Source organism: Staphylococcus rostri (genome assembly GCF_002902145.1).
Classification (GTDB): domain Bacteria; phylum Bacillota; class Bacilli; order Staphylococcales; family Staphylococcaceae; genus Staphylococcus; species Staphylococcus rostri.
The window spans coordinates 45,822-63,028 of record NZ_PPRF01000047.1; the positions used below are offsets into that span (position 1 = coordinate 45,822).

At 36.9% G+C, this 17,207-nt stretch carries 15 protein-coding genes, 2 tRNA genes and 2 pseudogenes; 16 read left to right on the forward strand and 3 right to left on the reverse strand.

Features of this window, described 5'->3' with window-relative positions; all coding sequences use genetic code 11:
- Nucleotides 1–234: 234 nt before the first annotated feature.
- Nucleotides 235–1,521 (forward strand): adenylosuccinate synthase, encoded by a 1,287-nt coding sequence (locus CD122_RS07665; RefSeq protein WP_103358403.1) that lies wholly within the window; start codon nt 235–237, stop codon nt 1,519–1,521.
- Between the two features lie 398 nt (nt 1,522–1,919).
- Here the strand turns inward: CD122_RS07665 and CD122_RS07670 are convergent, their stop codons facing one another.
- Nucleotides 1,920–2,816 (reverse strand): YitT family protein, encoded by an 897-nt coding sequence (locus tag CD122_RS07670; protein ID WP_103358404.1) that lies wholly within the window; start codon nt 2,814–2,816, stop codon nt 1,920–1,922.
- A 106-nt stretch (nt 2,817–2,922) separates the two neighbouring features.
- Between CD122_RS07670 and CD122_RS07675 the strand changes: the two genes are divergently transcribed.
- From CD122_RS07675 to CD122_RS07750, 15 genes and pseudogenes are all read left to right on the forward strand, one after another.
- Nucleotides 2,923–2,997 (forward strand) — tRNA-Glu (locus CD122_RS07675).
- A gap of 4 nt (nt 2,998–3,001) precedes the next feature.
- Nucleotides 3,002–3,075, forward strand: a tRNA-Asp gene (locus CD122_RS07680).
- 289 nt (nt 3,076–3,364) lie between these two features.
- Nucleotides 3,365–4,066, forward strand: a complete 702-nt coding sequence (gene yycF / locus CD122_RS07685; RefSeq protein WP_103358405.1) for a response regulator YycF — start codon at nt 3,365–3,367, stop codon at nt 4,064–4,066.
- 15 nt (nt 4,067–4,081) lie between these two features.
- Nucleotides 4,082–5,914: a cell wall metabolism sensor histidine kinase WalK gene (gene walK, locus CD122_RS07690; RefSeq protein WP_103358406.1), complete on the forward strand. Its 1,833-nt coding sequence runs from the start codon at nt 4,082–4,084 to the stop codon at nt 5,912–5,914.
- Nucleotides 5,904–7,241: a YycH family regulatory protein gene (locus CD122_RS07695; protein ID WP_103358407.1), complete on the forward strand. Its 1,338-nt coding sequence runs from the start codon at nt 5,904–5,906 to the stop codon at nt 7,239–7,241. The genes walK and CD122_RS07695 overlap by 11 nt, the downstream gene beginning before the upstream one ends.
- A complete protein-coding gene (locus CD122_RS07700) occupies nt 7,238–8,017 on the forward strand; it encodes a two-component system regulatory protein YycI (RefSeq protein ID WP_103358408.1) in 780 nt (259 codons plus the stop codon). Before CD122_RS07695 ends, CD122_RS07700 begins: the two co-directional genes overlap by 4 nt.
- A gap of 22 nt (nt 8,018–8,039) precedes the next feature.
- Nucleotides 8,040–8,822, forward strand: coding sequence for an MBL fold metallo-hydrolase (locus CD122_RS07705; protein WP_103358409.1), 783 nt, complete (start codon nt 8,040–8,042; stop codon nt 8,820–8,822).
- A 355-nt stretch (nt 8,823–9,177) separates the two neighbouring features.
- Nucleotides 9,178–9,657 carry a 23S rRNA (pseudouridine(1915)-N(3))-methyltransferase RlmH gene (rlmH, locus tag CD122_RS07710; protein ID WP_103358410.1) on the forward strand — a complete coding sequence of 160 codons (480 nt, stop codon included), beginning with the start codon at nt 9,178–9,180 and terminating at the stop codon, nt 9,655–9,657.
- Nucleotides 9,658–9,953: 296 nt separating this feature from the next.
- A complete protein-coding gene (locus CD122_RS07720) occupies nt 9,954–10,202 on the forward strand; it encodes a hypothetical protein (RefSeq protein WP_103358412.1) in 249 nt (82 codons plus the stop codon).
- A 61-nt stretch (nt 10,203–10,263) separates the two neighbouring features.
- Nucleotides 10,264–10,452, forward strand: a complete 189-nt coding sequence (locus tag CD122_RS11800; RefSeq protein ID WP_142381189.1) for a hypothetical protein — start codon at nt 10,264–10,266, stop codon at nt 10,450–10,452.
- A 16-nt stretch (nt 10,453–10,468) separates the two neighbouring features.
- Nucleotides 10,469–10,939: pseudogene (locus CD122_RS12335) on the forward strand (arylamine N-acetyltransferase).
- A 10-nt stretch (nt 10,940–10,949) separates the two neighbouring features.
- Nucleotides 10,950–11,510 carry a TetR/AcrR family transcriptional regulator gene (locus tag CD122_RS07735; protein WP_103358415.1) on the forward strand — a complete coding sequence of 187 codons (561 nt, stop codon included), beginning with the start codon at nt 10,950–10,952 and terminating at the stop codon, nt 11,508–11,510.
- Nucleotides 11,511–11,905: 395 nt separating this feature from the next.
- Entirely contained in the window at nt 11,906–13,120 is a 1,215-nt protein-coding gene (locus CD122_RS07740) for a 3-hydroxyacyl-CoA dehydrogenase (RefSeq protein ID WP_338064059.1), read from the forward strand.
- Between the two features lie 369 nt (nt 13,121–13,489).
- Nucleotides 13,490–14,545 carry a DUF418 domain-containing protein gene (locus CD122_RS07745; protein ID WP_169926491.1) on the forward strand — a complete coding sequence of 352 codons (1,056 nt, stop codon included), beginning with the start codon at nt 13,490–13,492 and terminating at the stop codon, nt 14,543–14,545.
- Nucleotides 14,546–14,568: 23 nt separating this feature from the next.
- Nucleotides 14,569–15,309 (forward strand): CPBP family intramembrane glutamic endopeptidase, encoded by a 741-nt coding sequence (locus CD122_RS07750; protein ID WP_103358418.1) that lies wholly within the window; start codon nt 14,569–14,571, stop codon nt 15,307–15,309.
- 291 nt (nt 15,310–15,600) lie between these two features.
- Here CD122_RS07750 and CD122_RS12595 read toward each other — a convergent pair.
- Nucleotides 15,601–16,794: pseudogene (locus tag CD122_RS12595) on the reverse strand (IS3 family transposase).
- Nucleotides 16,779–17,159: a hypothetical protein gene (locus CD122_RS07765; RefSeq protein WP_103358421.1), complete on the reverse strand. Its 381-nt coding sequence runs from the start codon at nt 17,157–17,159 to the stop codon at nt 16,779–16,781. The pseudogene CD122_RS12595 and the gene CD122_RS07765 overlap by 16 nt, the downstream one beginning before the upstream one ends.
- Nucleotides 17,160–17,207: the final 48 nt, after the last annotated feature.

Genomic DNA, 17,207 nt, shown 5'->3' on the forward strand with positions numbered 1-17,207 from the left:
ACGGTTTTTATTATGTATTTAAAACTGTTTTTTTGATTAAGTTAGGATTTTAAAACGTATGTATAACTATTGAAATAGCGATAATTAGCATAACCATTAGGGTTCAAGACGATGTGTGATTAAAACACGATAAGCTATAAATTGTGAATGTGAATGTTCGTTTTTTAATTTGCATTCACGTCGAGTTATTGGTAGAATACATTTGGTTAATTGAGAAAACTTGGAGGTGCTCTTATGTCATCAATCGTAGTAGTTGGGACACAATGGGGAGACGAAGGTAAAGGTAAGATTACAGACTTTTTAGCAGAACAAGCAAATGTGATTACACGCTTTTCAGGTGGTAATAACGCAGGTCACACAATCAAATTTGACGGCGAAACATACAAATTGCACTTAGTACCATCTGGTATTTTCTACAAAGACAAGTTATCTGTAATTGGTAACGGTGTTGTTGTAGACCCAGTCGCATTATTAAAAGAATTAGACGGTTTAAACGAACGTGGTATTGCAACTGATAATTTACGCATTTCGAACCGTGCACATGTGATCTTACCTTATCATCTGAAACAAGATGAGCTTGAGGAAGCACGTCGTGGCGATAACAAAATCGGTACAACGAAAAAAGGTATCGGCCCAGCATACGTAGACAAAGCACAACGTATTGGTATCCGTATGGCAGATCTTTTAGACAAAGAAGTCTTCGAGAAGCGTTTAAAAGAAAACTTGGCATACAAAAATGATTACTTCAAAGGTATGTTTAACGAAACAGCACCTACATTTGAAGAAATCTTTGAAGAATATTACGCAGCTGGTCAACGTTTAGCAGCATACGTAACTGACACAGCAAAAGTATTAGATGACGCATTCGTTGCGGATGAGCGTGTGCTTTTCGAAGGCGCACAAGGTGTGATGTTAGACATCGACCACGGTACGTACCCATTCGTTACATCAAGTAACCCAATTGCGGGTAACGTAACAGTAGGTGCAGGTGTAGGACCAACAAATGTATCAAAAGTAGTCGGTGTATGTAAGGCTTACACATCTCGTGTTGGTGATGGTCCATTCCCAACAGAATTATTTGACGAAGACGGTCATCATATCCGTGAAGTCGGTCGTGAATATGGTACAACAACAGGTCGTCCACGTCGTGTAGGTTGGTTCGACTCAGTTGTATTACGTCACTCTCGCCGTGTAAGTGGTATTACAGACTTATCTATTAACTCAATCGACGTCTTAACTGGCTTAGATACAGTGAAAATCTGTACAGCGTATGAGTTAGATGGTAAGGAAATTACAGAGTACCCAGCAAACTTAAATGATTTAAAACGCTGCAAACCTATTTTTGAAGAGTTACCAGGTTGGACAGAAGATATTACAAACGTACGTACATTAGACGAATTACCAGATAATGCACGTCGTTACTTAGAGCGTATTTCAGAATTATGTAACGTTCATATCTCAATCTTCTCAGTAGGTCCAGACCGTAACCAAACAAATGTTGTAGAGCAACTTTGGGTTTAATTGAATAAAGAGGGGAGTCTACCGGAAGTATTGCGGTAAGACTTACCTGATGTGATGAAAGCCTGAGATTTCAATATCTCAGGCTTTTTGAATAGAATCAGAATGGTATATGAGATTTTGAGCCAATGAGTCACTTTTAAAAAGATATGGGGCTGGGAAACAAAAAATTTATGCACTGCGAAACCGATAAACGGTGTCCCAAAAGCAGGATTTTCAACATGACTGCCACGATTTCGGCAAAGTTAAAAAGCAATTTTGCTCATCGTTCGGTTCTGCTCAAATCCTAAACGCTTTTGTCCCAACCGTTACTTTTATTAAGTTAACTGCAATAAAAAAATCCACTTACATATTTAGTACCTAATCGCATTAAGTCATAAATATGTAAGCAGATTACTGATTTAGTGAATATCACGTTTTTTGTGATTACCACCACGAACTTCGGATACATTACCGATAGAAAGAAAGGCACTTTCATCAATTTCCATTACGATATCTTTCAGTTTTGCTTCTTCAAGACGTGTAATGACACAGAAAATGACGCGTTTATCCTCACCTGTATACGCACCTTCACCTTTTAAATACGTCACACCACGACCGAGACGAGAATTGATCGCTTCTCCAATATCTTTGTATGCGTCGCTAATGACCCATACAGACTTCGATTCATCAAAGCCGAGTAATACCGTATCAATCATTTTAGAGGCGATGAAATATGCGACAACACTGAAAAGCGCATTTTCCCATGTAAAGACAAAGCCTGCCGCTGCGAAGATGAAGAAGTTAATAATCATCACAATTTCACCGACAGAAAACGGTACTTTGTTTTGTACGAGAATCGATAATATTTCCGTACCATCGAGTGAGCCACCGTATCTTAGAACAATGCCGACACCGATACCGAGAACGGCACCACCAAAGATTGTGACTAAGAACTTATCTTCAATCACTGGATCGATAGGATGCAGTAGTACAGTTGAGATAGATAAAACGGTAATCGCATAAATCGTGGAGATGGCGAATGTTTTTCCTATCTGTTTATACCCTAGGAAGAAGAATGGTAGATTGAGCACGAAGATAAAAAGCCCCAACTTGAACCCTGTTAAATGAGATAAAATAATGGAAATACCTACGATACCCCCATCAAGTAGTTGATTTGGTACAAGAAATAGTTCCAAAGCAACACCCATTAATACAGCACCAAGTGTTATAAAGAAAAATCTTTTAACGAAATAACTCGCGCCACGGCGCGGTTTTTCCTTCTTGTAGGATACTGTTTGTTGTTCCGTTATATCCATATGTTGTCCCCCTTTTAATCGTCTACAAAAAATTATACAAAAAAATACGAAAAAAATCTTGTCAACGAGATGAGTCGATGCTATAATAATTTTTGTGTTAAAGAACGGCTCCTTGGTCAAGCGGTTAAGACACCGCCCTTTCACGGCGGTAACACGGGTTCGAGTCCCGTAGGAGTCACCATTATGGTCCCGTAGTGGAGCGGTTTAACACGCCTGCCTGTCACGCAGGAGATCGCGGGTTCGATTCCCGTCGGGACCGCTAATTGCTCACCCAATCGGGTGAGCTTTTTTGTTATATGAAAATAGGTTTTCTACATATTTTAGAGACAAAATAATAGTTCGTATAACTGGATGCATTCAATGTAAAGAATGACGTCCAGTTTTTATTATCTGTTAGTGATTTCGTACAGATTCTTGTGACAGCATTGGAAGCATAAAGGTAAAAGGATAGAATTCACATTATAGAAGTGATACATTATAAGGTATAGGATTGTGCCAACTAGCAATTGGCAAAGCGTTGTATTAATGAAGAAATGAGGTCATGCTTTATGGCGAAAAAAGTAGTTGTAGTAGACGATGAAAAACCCATTGCAGATATACTTGAGTTTAACTTGAAAAAAGAAGGCTACGATGTATTCGTGGCGTATGACGGAGATGATGCAGTGGAGCTTATCTATGCACAAGAACCAGACATTGTGTTACTCGATATTATGTTACCAGGTCGAGACGGTATGGAAGTCTGCCGTGAAGTGCGTAAAAAGTACGACATGCCAATTATTATGCTGACAGCAAAAGACTCAGAAATCGATAAAGTATTAGGGCTTGAATTAGGCGCAGATGACTATGTAACGAAGCCTTTTAGCACACGTGAATTGATTGCACGTGTCAAAGCGAATTTACGCCGTCATCATGCACAGCCAAGTGTTGAGAATAACCAACAAGCCAATGAGATTGCGATTAAAGATATTGTCGTGTACCCGGATGCTTATTCGATCAAAAAACGTGGCGAGTCAATCGATTTGACGCATCGTGAGTTTGAATTGTTCCATTATCTTTCAAAACATATGGGACAAGTTATGACGCGTGAGCACCTACTTCAAACAGTATGGGGCTATGATTATTTCGGCGATGTACGTACGGTTGATGTAACAATTCGTCGATTACGTGAAAAAATTGAAGATGATCCATCACATCCAGATTATATTGTGACACGTCGAGGTGTGGGATACTTCCTACAAAATCATGAATAGAAGGAAGTTACGTATATGAAGTGGTTAAAACAATTTCAATCTCTTCACACCAAGCTTGTTATTGTTTATGTTTTACTGATCATCATTGGGATGCAGATTATCGGATTGTACTTTACGAACAGTCTTGAAAAGGAAATGACGGAAACGTTCAAGACCAATATTTCACAAAATGCTAAGCAGATTGAGCTGAGTATTGAAAAGATATATGCGGAAGGCAACAATACGACGAATACACAGAAAGAAATTCAAAACTTGTTGAATGAATATGCGAACCGTAACGAGATGATTGAAATTCGTTTTATTGATACGGATCAAATTATTGTCGCAACGTCTAAACAGTCGAATCGACATCTCATCAATCAGAAGGCGAATAATAGCTCGATTCAAAAAGCCCTGTCATTGCGTCAAGCGAACTCCGATGTCGTATTGAAAGACTACGGTGAGGGCAAACAACGTGTGTGGGTTAAAAATATGCCAGTAACGACCAGCAAAGGGTTGATTGGTAATATTTATATTGAATCCAACATCAATCAGGTTTATGAACAGCTGAGTGACATTAATCAAATTTTTATCGTTGGTACCGGTATTTCATTGCTTATTACGGTGATACTCGGATTTTTCATTGCACGTACGATTACGAAACCTATCACGGATATGCGTAACCAGACTGTCGAGATGTCTAAAGGGAATTATACACAGCGCGTGAAAATCTACGGAAATGACGAGATTGGTGAACTGGCGCTCGCGTTCAACAACCTATCCAAGCGTGTACAAGAAGCACAAGCGAATACAGAGAGTGAAAAGCGTCGTCTTGATTCTGTAATCCGACATATGAGTGACGGTGTTATCGCGACGGACAGACGTGGACGTATTAAGATTATTAACGATATGGCACTCAAAATGCTTGGACAGTCGAAAGAAGACGTTGAAGGTGCATTTATCTTTGACGTGCTTGATTTGAACGACGAGTTGAGTTTAGAAGAGCTTAATGAAAATAATGACAGCTTATTACTGGATATTAACGAAGAAGACGGCATTATTGCGCGTTTGAACTTTAGTACGATTGTTCAGAACACCGGATTTGTGAACGGTTATATTGCGGTATTACACGACGTTACAGAACAGCAACAAATCGAACGGGAACGCCGTGAATTCGTTGCGAACGTGTCGCATGAATTGCGTACGCCGTTAACGTCTATGAATAGCTATATCGAGGCGTTAGAACAAGGTGCTTGGCAAGACGAGACAATCGCGCCACAATTTTTGTCAGTCACGCGTGAAGAGACAGAGCGTATGATTCGATTAGTAAACGACCTGTTACACTTGTCGAAAATGGATAACAAGTCTGAACAAATAACGAAAGAGATTGTCGACTTTAATATGTTTATCAATAAGATCATTAATCGTCACGAGATGTCGGCAAAGGATACGATATTCGTACGCGACATTCCGCGTGAGACGATTTTCACAGAGATTGATCCGGACAAGATGACACAAGTGTTCGACAATGTCATTACGAATGCGATGAAATATTCGCGTGGTGAGAAGCGGGTAGAGTTCCATGTGAAACATAACCCAGTGCATCAGCGATTGACGGTGCGTATTAAGGACAACGGTATCGGTATTCCAGTTAACAAGGTGGACAAGATATTTGATCGCTTTTTCCGAGTGGATAAGGCGCGTACACGTAAAATGGGCGGTACAGGACTAGGTCTGGCGATTTCTAAAGAGATTGTCGAAGCGCATAGAGGTCGTATATGGGCGAATAGCGTAGAAGGCCAAGGCACGTCTATTTTCATCACGCTACCATGTGAAGCGATAGAAGATGGTGATTGGGATGCGAATTAAAGAACTCGTGAAATCAATCATCTTAGGTGCACTCGTGTTATCAAGTATTGTATTAACGGTCCTGATATGGGACTTTTCACCAGATTCAACAGACATCGATAATGAGCCGACGAAAGAAGTTACGAAAGCAATCGGTCCTCGTTTTGATACGGAGATTAGCCAAGTAGTTGCGCCATTACAACTTATTGATGTGCATGGCACAAAGGTTGAAGGTATGCCTGCGACGTCTGAAGTGAATCATCTGACAGACGTTTTTAATAAACAGCACATTAAAAAGGTAGTTTATATTGAAAATGAGCAAACACTTTTATTGCGAGAGTTGAGCGATCATTTTTTAGTTTTAGACTACCCGACAGACATCCCGCTGTCGATGTATTTAGGTGAAACGTTAGATCTTCAAGCGAAAGTGCCGAGTCATTTTAAGTTTGATCGTTTACTTTATGATATTGATACGTCAGACCATCTGGTTGTCTATGCGATTGGTCGAGATAGACATACCGCGGTGAAGTTGACAACGTCGGTTAAGGTGGAGAGTGTTAAACAGCACCTTAATGAACTACAAACAGCGTTGCGTCCGTATATGAACATATCAACGAATGAAGATACGATTAATAAGGCGACGTATATTTACGCACAAAAGTCACCGGAGAATTTGAAGACATATCGCACGATTTTTAATCATATTAATGTGGAAGATTTGAATGCGATTTTGTTTGACGATACGCCAATTGTGCGCACGACTAAGAGTGGGAATACGATTTACAACAATAACACGGGTGTTGTGAACTATGACCCTGATAAGAAAACGTATCATTATACGAACCTGTCAGAGGATGAACACAGTACACGTGATATGAATATTAGTATCCCGAGAACATTTGACTATATTAACGAGCATGGTGGTTTTACGGATGACTTCCGGTTGTTCCAGACGAATGACGAGCAAGGCTTGATTACGTACCAAATGTTTCTGAACGGGCGCCCGATTTTCTATCCGAACCAGCTTAATCAGATACATGTAAGTTGGGGTGAGCGTGGTATTTTCGAATACAGTCGTGGTCTGTTGAAAACGAACGTAACGATAGATAACGGCAAAAAAGCGGACGAATTACCGACAGCGGAAGACGTCCGGGCGTCATTAGCGGGTAATAACGCAATTGACTTTAGAAAGGTTGAACAGATGGTCGTGGGCTATCGTATGGTGTCTGAGAAAGGGCCAGACGATCGTTTGGAAATCCAAGAGAATAGCCAATTTGAGCCGACATGGTATGTTAAGCATGCAGACACATGGTATCAATATGATGATGGGGAGTTGATCGAACAATGAACTGGAAACGTGCACAAACACTTTTCATTATCGTATTCTTCTTGATTAACGTGTGCCTCGTCTACGTGTATATCGATAAATACAACAAATCGAAAGTGAATCCGGCGTCTAATGATACCGGGGTGAACTTTGCACAGGAAAACATTAAGTTGCCGAAAAATATACCAGACGTCAGCAAAGTCAAAATGCAGTTGATTACCGCTCGTTCGCGTAACTTTGAAGAAGAAGCGGAACGTCGGAGCGATGCCAGTCAAAGTGATGACGGATATGTGTTAACGAAAAAAGTGACTGAAGACGTTAATGTGAGAGTCGATCCAATTTCGCATCTCAAGCCGTATATTAACGATAATGTGTATAAAGGCGACGAGTATCAATATCATGAAACAAAGGATAATGAAATTGGTTATGAGCAGACATATGAAGGCTTTCCGATTATGAATAATCAACGTGCAGCATTGACATTTGTTGCGAGTGATAATCGTGTGAAGTCCTATAAGCAGTCAGCAATGCAAGACATCCGTCCGTCTAAAGGTGAGAATAATAAGCGTCATAAGGTGATCAGCGCGTACGAAGCGTTAGAAGCACTGTATTATAATCAATATCTTAAAGATGGCGACGAGGTTAAAAACTTAAGATTGGGGTACTATACGGTTGTAAAAGAGACAAATCTGCAAGTACTTCAAGCAAACTGGGAAATTCAAGTTAAAAGTGGCAAAGAAACAAAAACGTATTATGTGGAGGCTGTATCAGCCAAGCCGAAAATTATAGAACAGTAGAAAGGGTGGTCACTTGATACGAATGAGCGTGCTCGCAAGTGGTAGTACAGGTAACGCCACTTATATAGAAAACGATAAAGGGAGTCTACTTGTCGATGTCGGTCTGACAGGCAAGAAGATGGAAGGTTTATTTCAACAAATAGACCGCAAAATTGAGAATTTGAACGGAATTCTTATTACGCATGAACACGTTGATCACATTAAAGGACTGGGTGTAATTGCACGTAAGTATGGCTTGCCAATTTATGCGAACGAAAAAACGTGGTCATGTATTGAAAAGAAGGATAGTAAGATTCCGAACGATCAAAAGTTTATTTTTAACCCGTATGAAACGAAGTCTATCGCAGGGTTTGATATTGAATCATTTAACGTTTCACATGACGCGATTGATCCGCAATTTTACATCTTTCACAACGATTATAAGAAACTAACACTCATCACAGATACAGGTTATGTGTCAGACCGTATGAAGGGTATGATTCGCGGAAGTGACGCGTTTGTATTCGAAAGTAACCATGATGTGGATATGTTGAGAATGGGACGTTATCCGTGGAAGACGAAGCAACGTATCTTGAGTGATATGGGCCATGTCTCTAACGAAGATGCGGCACATGCGATGAGAGACGTGATTACAGGGCAAACGAAGCGCATTTACTTATCGCATCTATCGCAAGACAACAACATGAAAGACCTAGCACGCATGAGTGTAGGCCAAATCCTGCAGGCACACGATATAGACACAGTCAACGAAGTGAAGTTGTGCGATACGGATAAGGAACAAGCAACACCGATTTATACGTTATAAGAAAAACTTATAGTTACAAGACAAGGTCATGAAATGCACGGATTATGGTGTGTATTCATGGCCTTTTTTGTTGTATAGTAGAAACATCAAAGCAGAATGAATAAAAGTACAGTGTATACATCGAGTTACCCACAAGCTTGTGCACAAAGTATGCAGAAAAACACACTATCCACATGTTAATAAAGTATTTACCAACAAAGTTATTAACATATCCACATATTTATACACAGAATCGTTCGAGAATAGCGCATATTTACTGTGGATAAAAATGTATAGCATGTATAAAAAGGTGTAAATGTGTGAACAAGTTAATAACATGTGGATAACTTTTATATTATTCACAAAGGAGCCTGTTATGAAAATTACCGTCATTGCAGTTGGAAAACTAAAAGAAAAATATTGGAAACAAGCCATGGCAGAATATGAAAAACGCCTGGGTGCTTATACAAAGATAGAAGTTGTCGAAGTGCCAGATGAAAAAGCCCCTGAGACAATGAGTGATAAAGAAATAGAACAAGTTAAGCAGAAAGAAGGCCAACGCATCCTAGCCAAAATCAAACCACAATCCACAGTCATCACATTAGAAATTCAAGGCAAGATGTTGAGTTCAGAAGCATTGGCTCAAGAAATACAGCAACGCATGACACGTGGTACAAGCGATTTTACGTTCGTCATTGGCGGATCTAACGGTCTACACCAAGATGTCATGCAGCGCAGCGATTATGCATTATCATTCAGCAAAATGACGTTTCCACACCAAATGATGCGCGTCATTTTGTTAGAACAAGTGTACCGTGCATTTAAAATTATGCGTGGAGAAGCGTATCACAAATAAAACTAAAAAATAGATTGTGTATAATATAAAAGAAAGGGATTTATATTAAAACTTTGAATTCAAAAATTATGGAAAGGGAAGCTACCTTAGAAATTGAATCTATGGTCACTAATACATTGAAAATAAACCCAGACATTAATTCTAACTATACAAAAATGTCTTTCGAGAGAGAATTGGAAGTGCATGATTCTGAAAATTTGAATAAAAAATTCCGTTGGAAAAATACAAGTTCAAGTTAAAGGAAAAGAAGTATCTAAAAGAGGAGGTAAGGTTATAATGTCAATGTGAATGATTTTATGGATAGATTTAAAGCTGTTACAAAAGAAGAATCTGTACAGATACCAATTGTGTACACATTAACAAGAGATATGATTGTAGATGTACTAAATTTTGATATAAATGCTATTAAAGAATGTGTTGAATCAGATAAAATTGCTATTCAATCTGACATTAAATGGGAGAAACTAAATAATTTTGCATTAGAATTAATCGCAGCCTATGATGAAACTCAAAGTATCGATTTATTAGAATTAGCTGAATTATGATAATGATAAAACATTTATGAACTTAATCAACCAAGCTCAAATTATAAAGAGAAGAAAAAATATGGTAGATGAAAAATTGTTAAGCGACTTATTTGAATTAAAAGATAAATTAAAAGATATTGATAAAGAAATAGCAACATTGTATATCAACGTAGTATCAGGGAGTAAGCAAGAGGCAAAAATAAGGTATGAAACCCTCAATGCTGCAGATTTGGAAATATTTAATGCTTACCCCAGTCGGAGGACGTAGCCAACCCGACTCTCACATGTCCACAATTTTCGTGATCGATGGAACACATTACATTGCAGATGTCGGTTTCGGTGATCTACCTCTACAAGCAATACCGTTAACAGAGGATGCAGAACATAATGTTGTTCAAGATGTCACAGGAACATTTAGAGCGGTGTTTATCGATGAAGCGCACAAACAATTTGAAGTTCAAAAATGGGAAAACGACGCATGGGATACAAAATATGAGTCCGATATTTCCCCACGCACGATTGATATGTTTTAGGACAACATCAAATACAATCAAACAAATCCGAATTCTGTTTTTGTGAAACGCTTAGTCATAACAATGCCGACTGAAAAAGGACGTGCCACAATGTCACAAAATCACCTTACATTAACAGAAAAAGGTGAAAAACGTAAAATAAACGTCACATCAGACAATTATCGTCAACTTTTAAAAACGTATTTTAACTTAGATGTTGAGATTCAACGTCTAGAAACATAAGGAGGCCCTCATGCCAGAAAACAAACAGCGTAGTGACGCACGTCAAAATAAAGTGCGCATACTCGGGACCGTCAATCAATTATCACAACAAGGCGTTGACATTTCAGAAATGAAAATGACAGAAACTGCCAAACAAGCAAATGTTGGGGTCGGCACATTGTACCGTCATTTTGAAAATAAAGCTGTCCTCTGTATCGCTATGATGGATGCCCAAGTGGAAACGATGTTTGATGAAATTCAACATTTTTTAGCTACACACGCCACTGCCACGGCTTACGAACGGGTAAAAGGGATTCTCCAAATTTATGTTGATCTCAAAGAAACACACTTTCACACGTTATCTTTCATTGAAAAGTCGATTAACCGTTCGATTTCAATCGTACAAATCCCATTTTATCAACAATTGGCCGAGACGATTAGTGAACAACTGGATGAAACAGAACAAGGCCATTTTAAAACACATTTGTTGTTGAATTGCTTTTCAAATGAATTTTATTATTTTGCCAAAAATGATTTGAAATTGTCTAAAGAAGCCTATATTCAACAAGTCTTAGATGTGATATTAAAATAGTATAGTCAAAATATAAGTAACAATGAGAACTAAGAACACTTATTAAATGAATGTGTATGAACAATGGTTTTGCTAAGTTCCGTTTTAAGGTTGGCCGTTTATGAAAAATCAATGAAACAAGGGGTTCTATAATGATGACAGTCGTTTAAATATTAGTAATTTAGTGATTACAAGGTTTTACTAAGCGCATATCTACTATATAAGTTTAAACAATGCCACGAAATAAGAAGAGTTTTCCAAATTAGACAGTTGCGAGTAGAAATCTCTTCTTTTGATTTTCAAAGGTATATTAATTATACTTATGTTGTGAATAAATTGTGACACCCCATAAAATAACACCTCATGATTTTGTTAATTTTTAGATGTCATAATAAAGGTATTTACTAAAATTATTTCTGAAGGGTAGTGTAGAGATGAATATTAAAAATGTAGTTGTCGCTGGTGGTGGTCTATTAGGTAGCCAAATCGCTTTTCAGGCTGCGTATTCAGGTTTTAACGTTTCAATTTATGATGTGAATGAAAAAGGGCTTGAAGCGGCAAAAGACCGTTTAGAAAAATTAGTACCGCGTTATATTAAAGATTTAGATGCGCCAGAAGACAAATTAAAAGCAACCGTTAAAAGCATCCAAACTTCAACAAATTTAAAAGAAATTGTCGCAGATGCGGACTTAGTGATTGAAGCCATTCCTGAAAAATTATCAATAAAACAATCATTTTATAAAGAACTTGGAGAAGTTGCGCCAGAAAAAACAATTTTCGCAACAAACTCCTCAACATTATTACCAAGTGATTTTAAAGATGCGACAGGACGTACAGATCGTTTCTTAGCGTTACACTTTGCGAACGAAATTTGGTTAAATAATGTCGGCGAAATTATGGCGACTAAAGACACAGATCGTGCTGTATTTGATGAAGTTGTTGAATATGCAGGAGCAATGGGCTTACACCCAGTGCCAATTAAAAAAGAACATGCAGGTTACGTTCAAAACTCACTTCTTGTGCCATTCTTCCACGTGGCTGAAGAAATGTATGCGAATGAAGAAGAAACACCACAAGAAATTGATAAAATTTGGATGAACGCTATACGTATGAACGTAGGTCCATTCGGTGCGATTGACGTCGTTGGTTTAAATACAAATACTGCTATCGTACAAGCAGAATATGAAAAAGACGGCACACCTTGGAAAAAAGCGTACGTTGACAAAAATAACGTCAAAATCCAAAATGGTGAACTTGGTAAAGCAACAGGTAAAGGATTCTACACATATCCAAACCCTGAATATGAAACTTGGGACATTCCTGTAGGCAAAAAACCATCTGACGAACATTTACAACAAGCCGTCGCGAATGACAACAATGGCGTGTTATCTAAATTGTTATTGTCTTTATTCAAAGCCGCTGAAGATTTATACGTTAACGAAATTGCAGAATACGATGTCATTGATACAACTTGGCATATCAACTCACGTTCACCTATTGGACCATTCGAAATGATGGATGCGATAGGTATTGATAAAGTCATTGAAATTCATGAAAAATACGACAACAACATTGATCAAGACGTGATGAAATTTTTAGAATCACGTCGTGGCAAAACATTTTATTCTTAAAAATGGGATGTCCAAAAAGGTGGAGACCCTGAAATTGTAAATGATTATTTCAAGGGATATTTATTTTGAGCTACATTTAATTTTAAATCTTTCTTAATTCACACGCTTTTTTAGTCATGTCCCTTTATACTTAATTCAAGTGTTGCATTTACGTTTTTGTATATGAAAGTGTTGATTCGTTACGAAATATATTGAATCAAAAAGATTTAATTTTCTATTGTGATGAAAAGACGTTTCGTGTATAATACGTAATTATTACGATTTGTAATTAAGGTTTTTAATTTTATAAAAAGAGGGCTGATTAATATTAAAGAAAGAATTATGAGCTTAGACGTGATGCGAGGCATCAGTTTAATGGGAATCTTATTTATGAATGCGTTAGGAGTGCATTATTTCACTGTATTTGATGCACCGTTCCAGGTTTACAAAGATTCGTGGAGTCAGTTTTTATATAAGCTGAATTTAGTATTTATCCAAAATTCGTTCTATCCAATTTTTGCTTTTTTATTTGGCGTGGGTTTGGCGATTATGTTTACTAATATGACGAAAAAAGGGATGAAACCTGGCATAGTCTTGTATCGTCGTGTACTTGCGATGCTAGGGTTTGGGCTTATTCACGGTTATTTCTTATATAATGGTGATATTTTACACACGTATGCTACCCTTGGATTAGTTGTTATACTATTTTTATTTGTACATCATCGCTATGCGTTGATGGTCTCTATAGGCTTATTACTCTTGAATTTCTTACTGTACGTGTCATCACTATTCAATGAGCAGGCGACGAAGTTAATTCCATTCAATCGTAATCCACACACAACAGAAATTTTGCAAAGTGGGCACATTTTGGAGATTATTAAGTGGAATATGAATGAATTTAACCATGTTAACACGGTGCTGAGTCTCGGTAATTTCTTTGCAGGTATTTTAACTGTTTTTCCTTTTATTATGCTAGGTACGTGGGCCTATCGTTTCGGGTTATTTGATAAAATGCGCCGTCACTTGAAGGTTATTTCGGTGATCAGTGTGATGGCCTTAGTTATTGGTATTTTCATTAAAATGCAATCATTTGAAGTGATTGGCTCTGCAATTGCACCACAAATTGTATTTGTCGGTGGTACGTTTATGGCTATTGGGTATTTCTGTCTCGTGACATTATTGTGTCAGTTTCCAAAATCAGCAAAAGCGTTAAATCCTATGGTGGCTGTTGGTAAATTAGGATTCACAGTGTATATTACGCAAAGTGTCATTTTGTTCTTTGCATTTTACATTTTAAGATTGTACAGTACGATGACGATAAGTCAGGTTTATCTTCTTATTATTGGTGTGATTATACTTCAAGTTGTCGCTTGTAATATATATATGAAATTTTATAAGATGGGACCACTAGAATGGTTATGGCGTAAAATAACATATTTAAAATAAATAAAAAAAGAAAGTGGGATGACATGAAAAAGCATTATTTATTTTTAGCGCTTTATATGTTGGTCATGGGTTTAGGTTTGATTGTAACGAAACACGTATTCAATACGTCATATGAATCAGAACACTTTGGACAAACCTTTTTGCCGTTCATGACAATACTCGCCGTTATGTCTGTCATTTATGGATTACGCAATAAATCAACATTAGCATTAGCGCCTACCAAAAAGCATGGATGGTTGTTCATTTTACCATTTATTACAATTACGCTACTTTGGATTTTGACAATGGTGGATAATACCAATGCGGATCTGATGTTTGTTTTGGCAATGATTGATGCGATCTTGATTGGTATTGCAGAAGAAGTTGCATTTAGAGGCATTATTTTGGGTGGATTGGCACAACGCATAAAACCCCTCTATGCTGTATTGTTATCCGCTATTTTATTTGCAGCATTACACCTATTAAATGTTCTTGGTGGTGTGACGTTGAGCGATGTCTTGAACCAAATGCTATCAACGTTCTTGATGGGTATCTTTTTAGGTGCTGTATACATCTATACACGAAATATTTTTTATCCAATCTTTTTCCATTTTGCTTGGGATTATGTTTTCTTAAATAACGGATTAGGTGCTGTATCCTTTGCGCCAATGTTATTTATTGGCACAGTAGTGTTAGAAGTTCTTGTTATTGTTTGGATTCTATGGAAAATGAGACATGTTCAAACACTTGAGCCGAAAAGTGACGTCACAGCTATCAAACAATAAATACAAAAAATTGTTCATTACACTAACAATGAAGGCTTCAAGATTCTTTTGAATTTTGAAGCTTTTTTAAATTATCTCAAATCATCACATAGCCATATCTAATGATACGTATGTGAAAGAATAACGTTTTTAATAAGTGCTATTTTATAAATCGTAGACGTTATGAAAACATGTGGATCTATGTCAAGAATACGGACACAGTAAAAAGAGAATTCTACCGCGCTTCGCTTGCTTGCCTCGTGATTCATATTCTTTTAAAGGACCAAAAGTATATGAATCGCGAGGATGTTTTTATGCATATTTTTTCTCAAATTCAATTGGACTCATATAATTTAGTGTCGAATGAATTCTTTTTGAGTTGTAAAAAGTAAGAATGTATTCCATAACACTGAACATTGCTTCATCCCTTGTTTTGTAGTCACAATGGTGAATTAATTCTTTTTTGATAATACTATGAAATGATTCTATACACGCATTGTCATAACAGTTTCCTTTTCTACTCATGCTTGTTTGAATTCCTTTTTCTTTAAGTAATGTCTGATATTCTATAGAAGCATATTGACTTCCACGGTCTGAATGATGAATCAGTCCTTTTCTTGGTTCTTGTATTGTACATGCTTTTCTAAAGGCTGATAACACAAGATCTTTAGTCATTCTTGAAGACATTGACCATCTAATAATTCTTCGTGAAAATAAATCCATGACTGTTGCTAAGTATAGCCAACCTTCTCTCGTGTATATGTACGTTATATCTGCGACCCAAACACTTCCTAATCCGGATACTTTAAATGATTGGTTTAATATATTGGGATATACAGGAAGTTGATGTTTGGAATTTGTTGTAGCCTTATATTTCTTTTTTGTTATTGATTTAATACCTAATTCATTCATTATCCTACTGACTGTTCTTTGTGTGACCCTACATCCTTTGCTTCTTAGTACTTGTGTAATTTTAGGACTACCATAACGTTTTTGACTTTGAATATAAATTTGATAAATATGTTTTTTCAATACATCATGTCTAATTGTACGTTTACTTGGTTTACGATTCTTCCAACCATAATAGCCACTTTTGAAGCACCTAACACTTCACACATCTTTATAACACGAAATTCATGTCGGTGTTCTTCAATAAACCTGTATATTACTTCTGGTCTTTGGCAAAGATGTGCATAGCCTTTTTAATATCTTATTTTCTTCTTCTAGCTCTTTTAATCTTTTTTGTAGATCAACTTCAGACTGTTTCTTAGGGGTACGTCTACCACTACCAACAAATCCTTTTTCACCTTCTTTACGATAAACACTTAGCCATTTGGTTAATGTTTGAATAGGGATGTCTAAATCTCTTGAAACTTCTGTTGCTTTTCTACCAGATTCTACTAACTGAATTGCTTCCATTTTAAAGCTATGATCATATTTTCTTTTAGACATAACGAACACTCCTGTAAATTGATTACTTTCATTATAGCTTAATTTATTATCAATTTACTGTGTCCGTTATTCAGTCTAGCATCAACTTGTCCAAGTTGAATTAGTTTTAAGTTAGTTATATTTTTCTCATAGATTACTTTAGTTACTTTAGAGTCGTTTGCATTGATTCTATTTTTATGGTTTAGATATTCATACATAAGGTATTCTTTCTGAATAAAATGTATTTTAGACGAATATGTGTTTAAATTTTTTTCTAAATTTATGAAACTACTATAGAAAACATACAATTTTTCACTCTTATCTTTAATATAAGAGTGAGGAATGACTCCATTCCACTTAGAATGAGTCATTCCTATGATAATATAGTCTATGTCTTCGAGATTTTTATCAACTCTGATAATTTTGTAGTTATTTTTCATTTTAATCCCTCCATAAAAAAAGCCAACATTGGTTGGCTTTTTTTATAG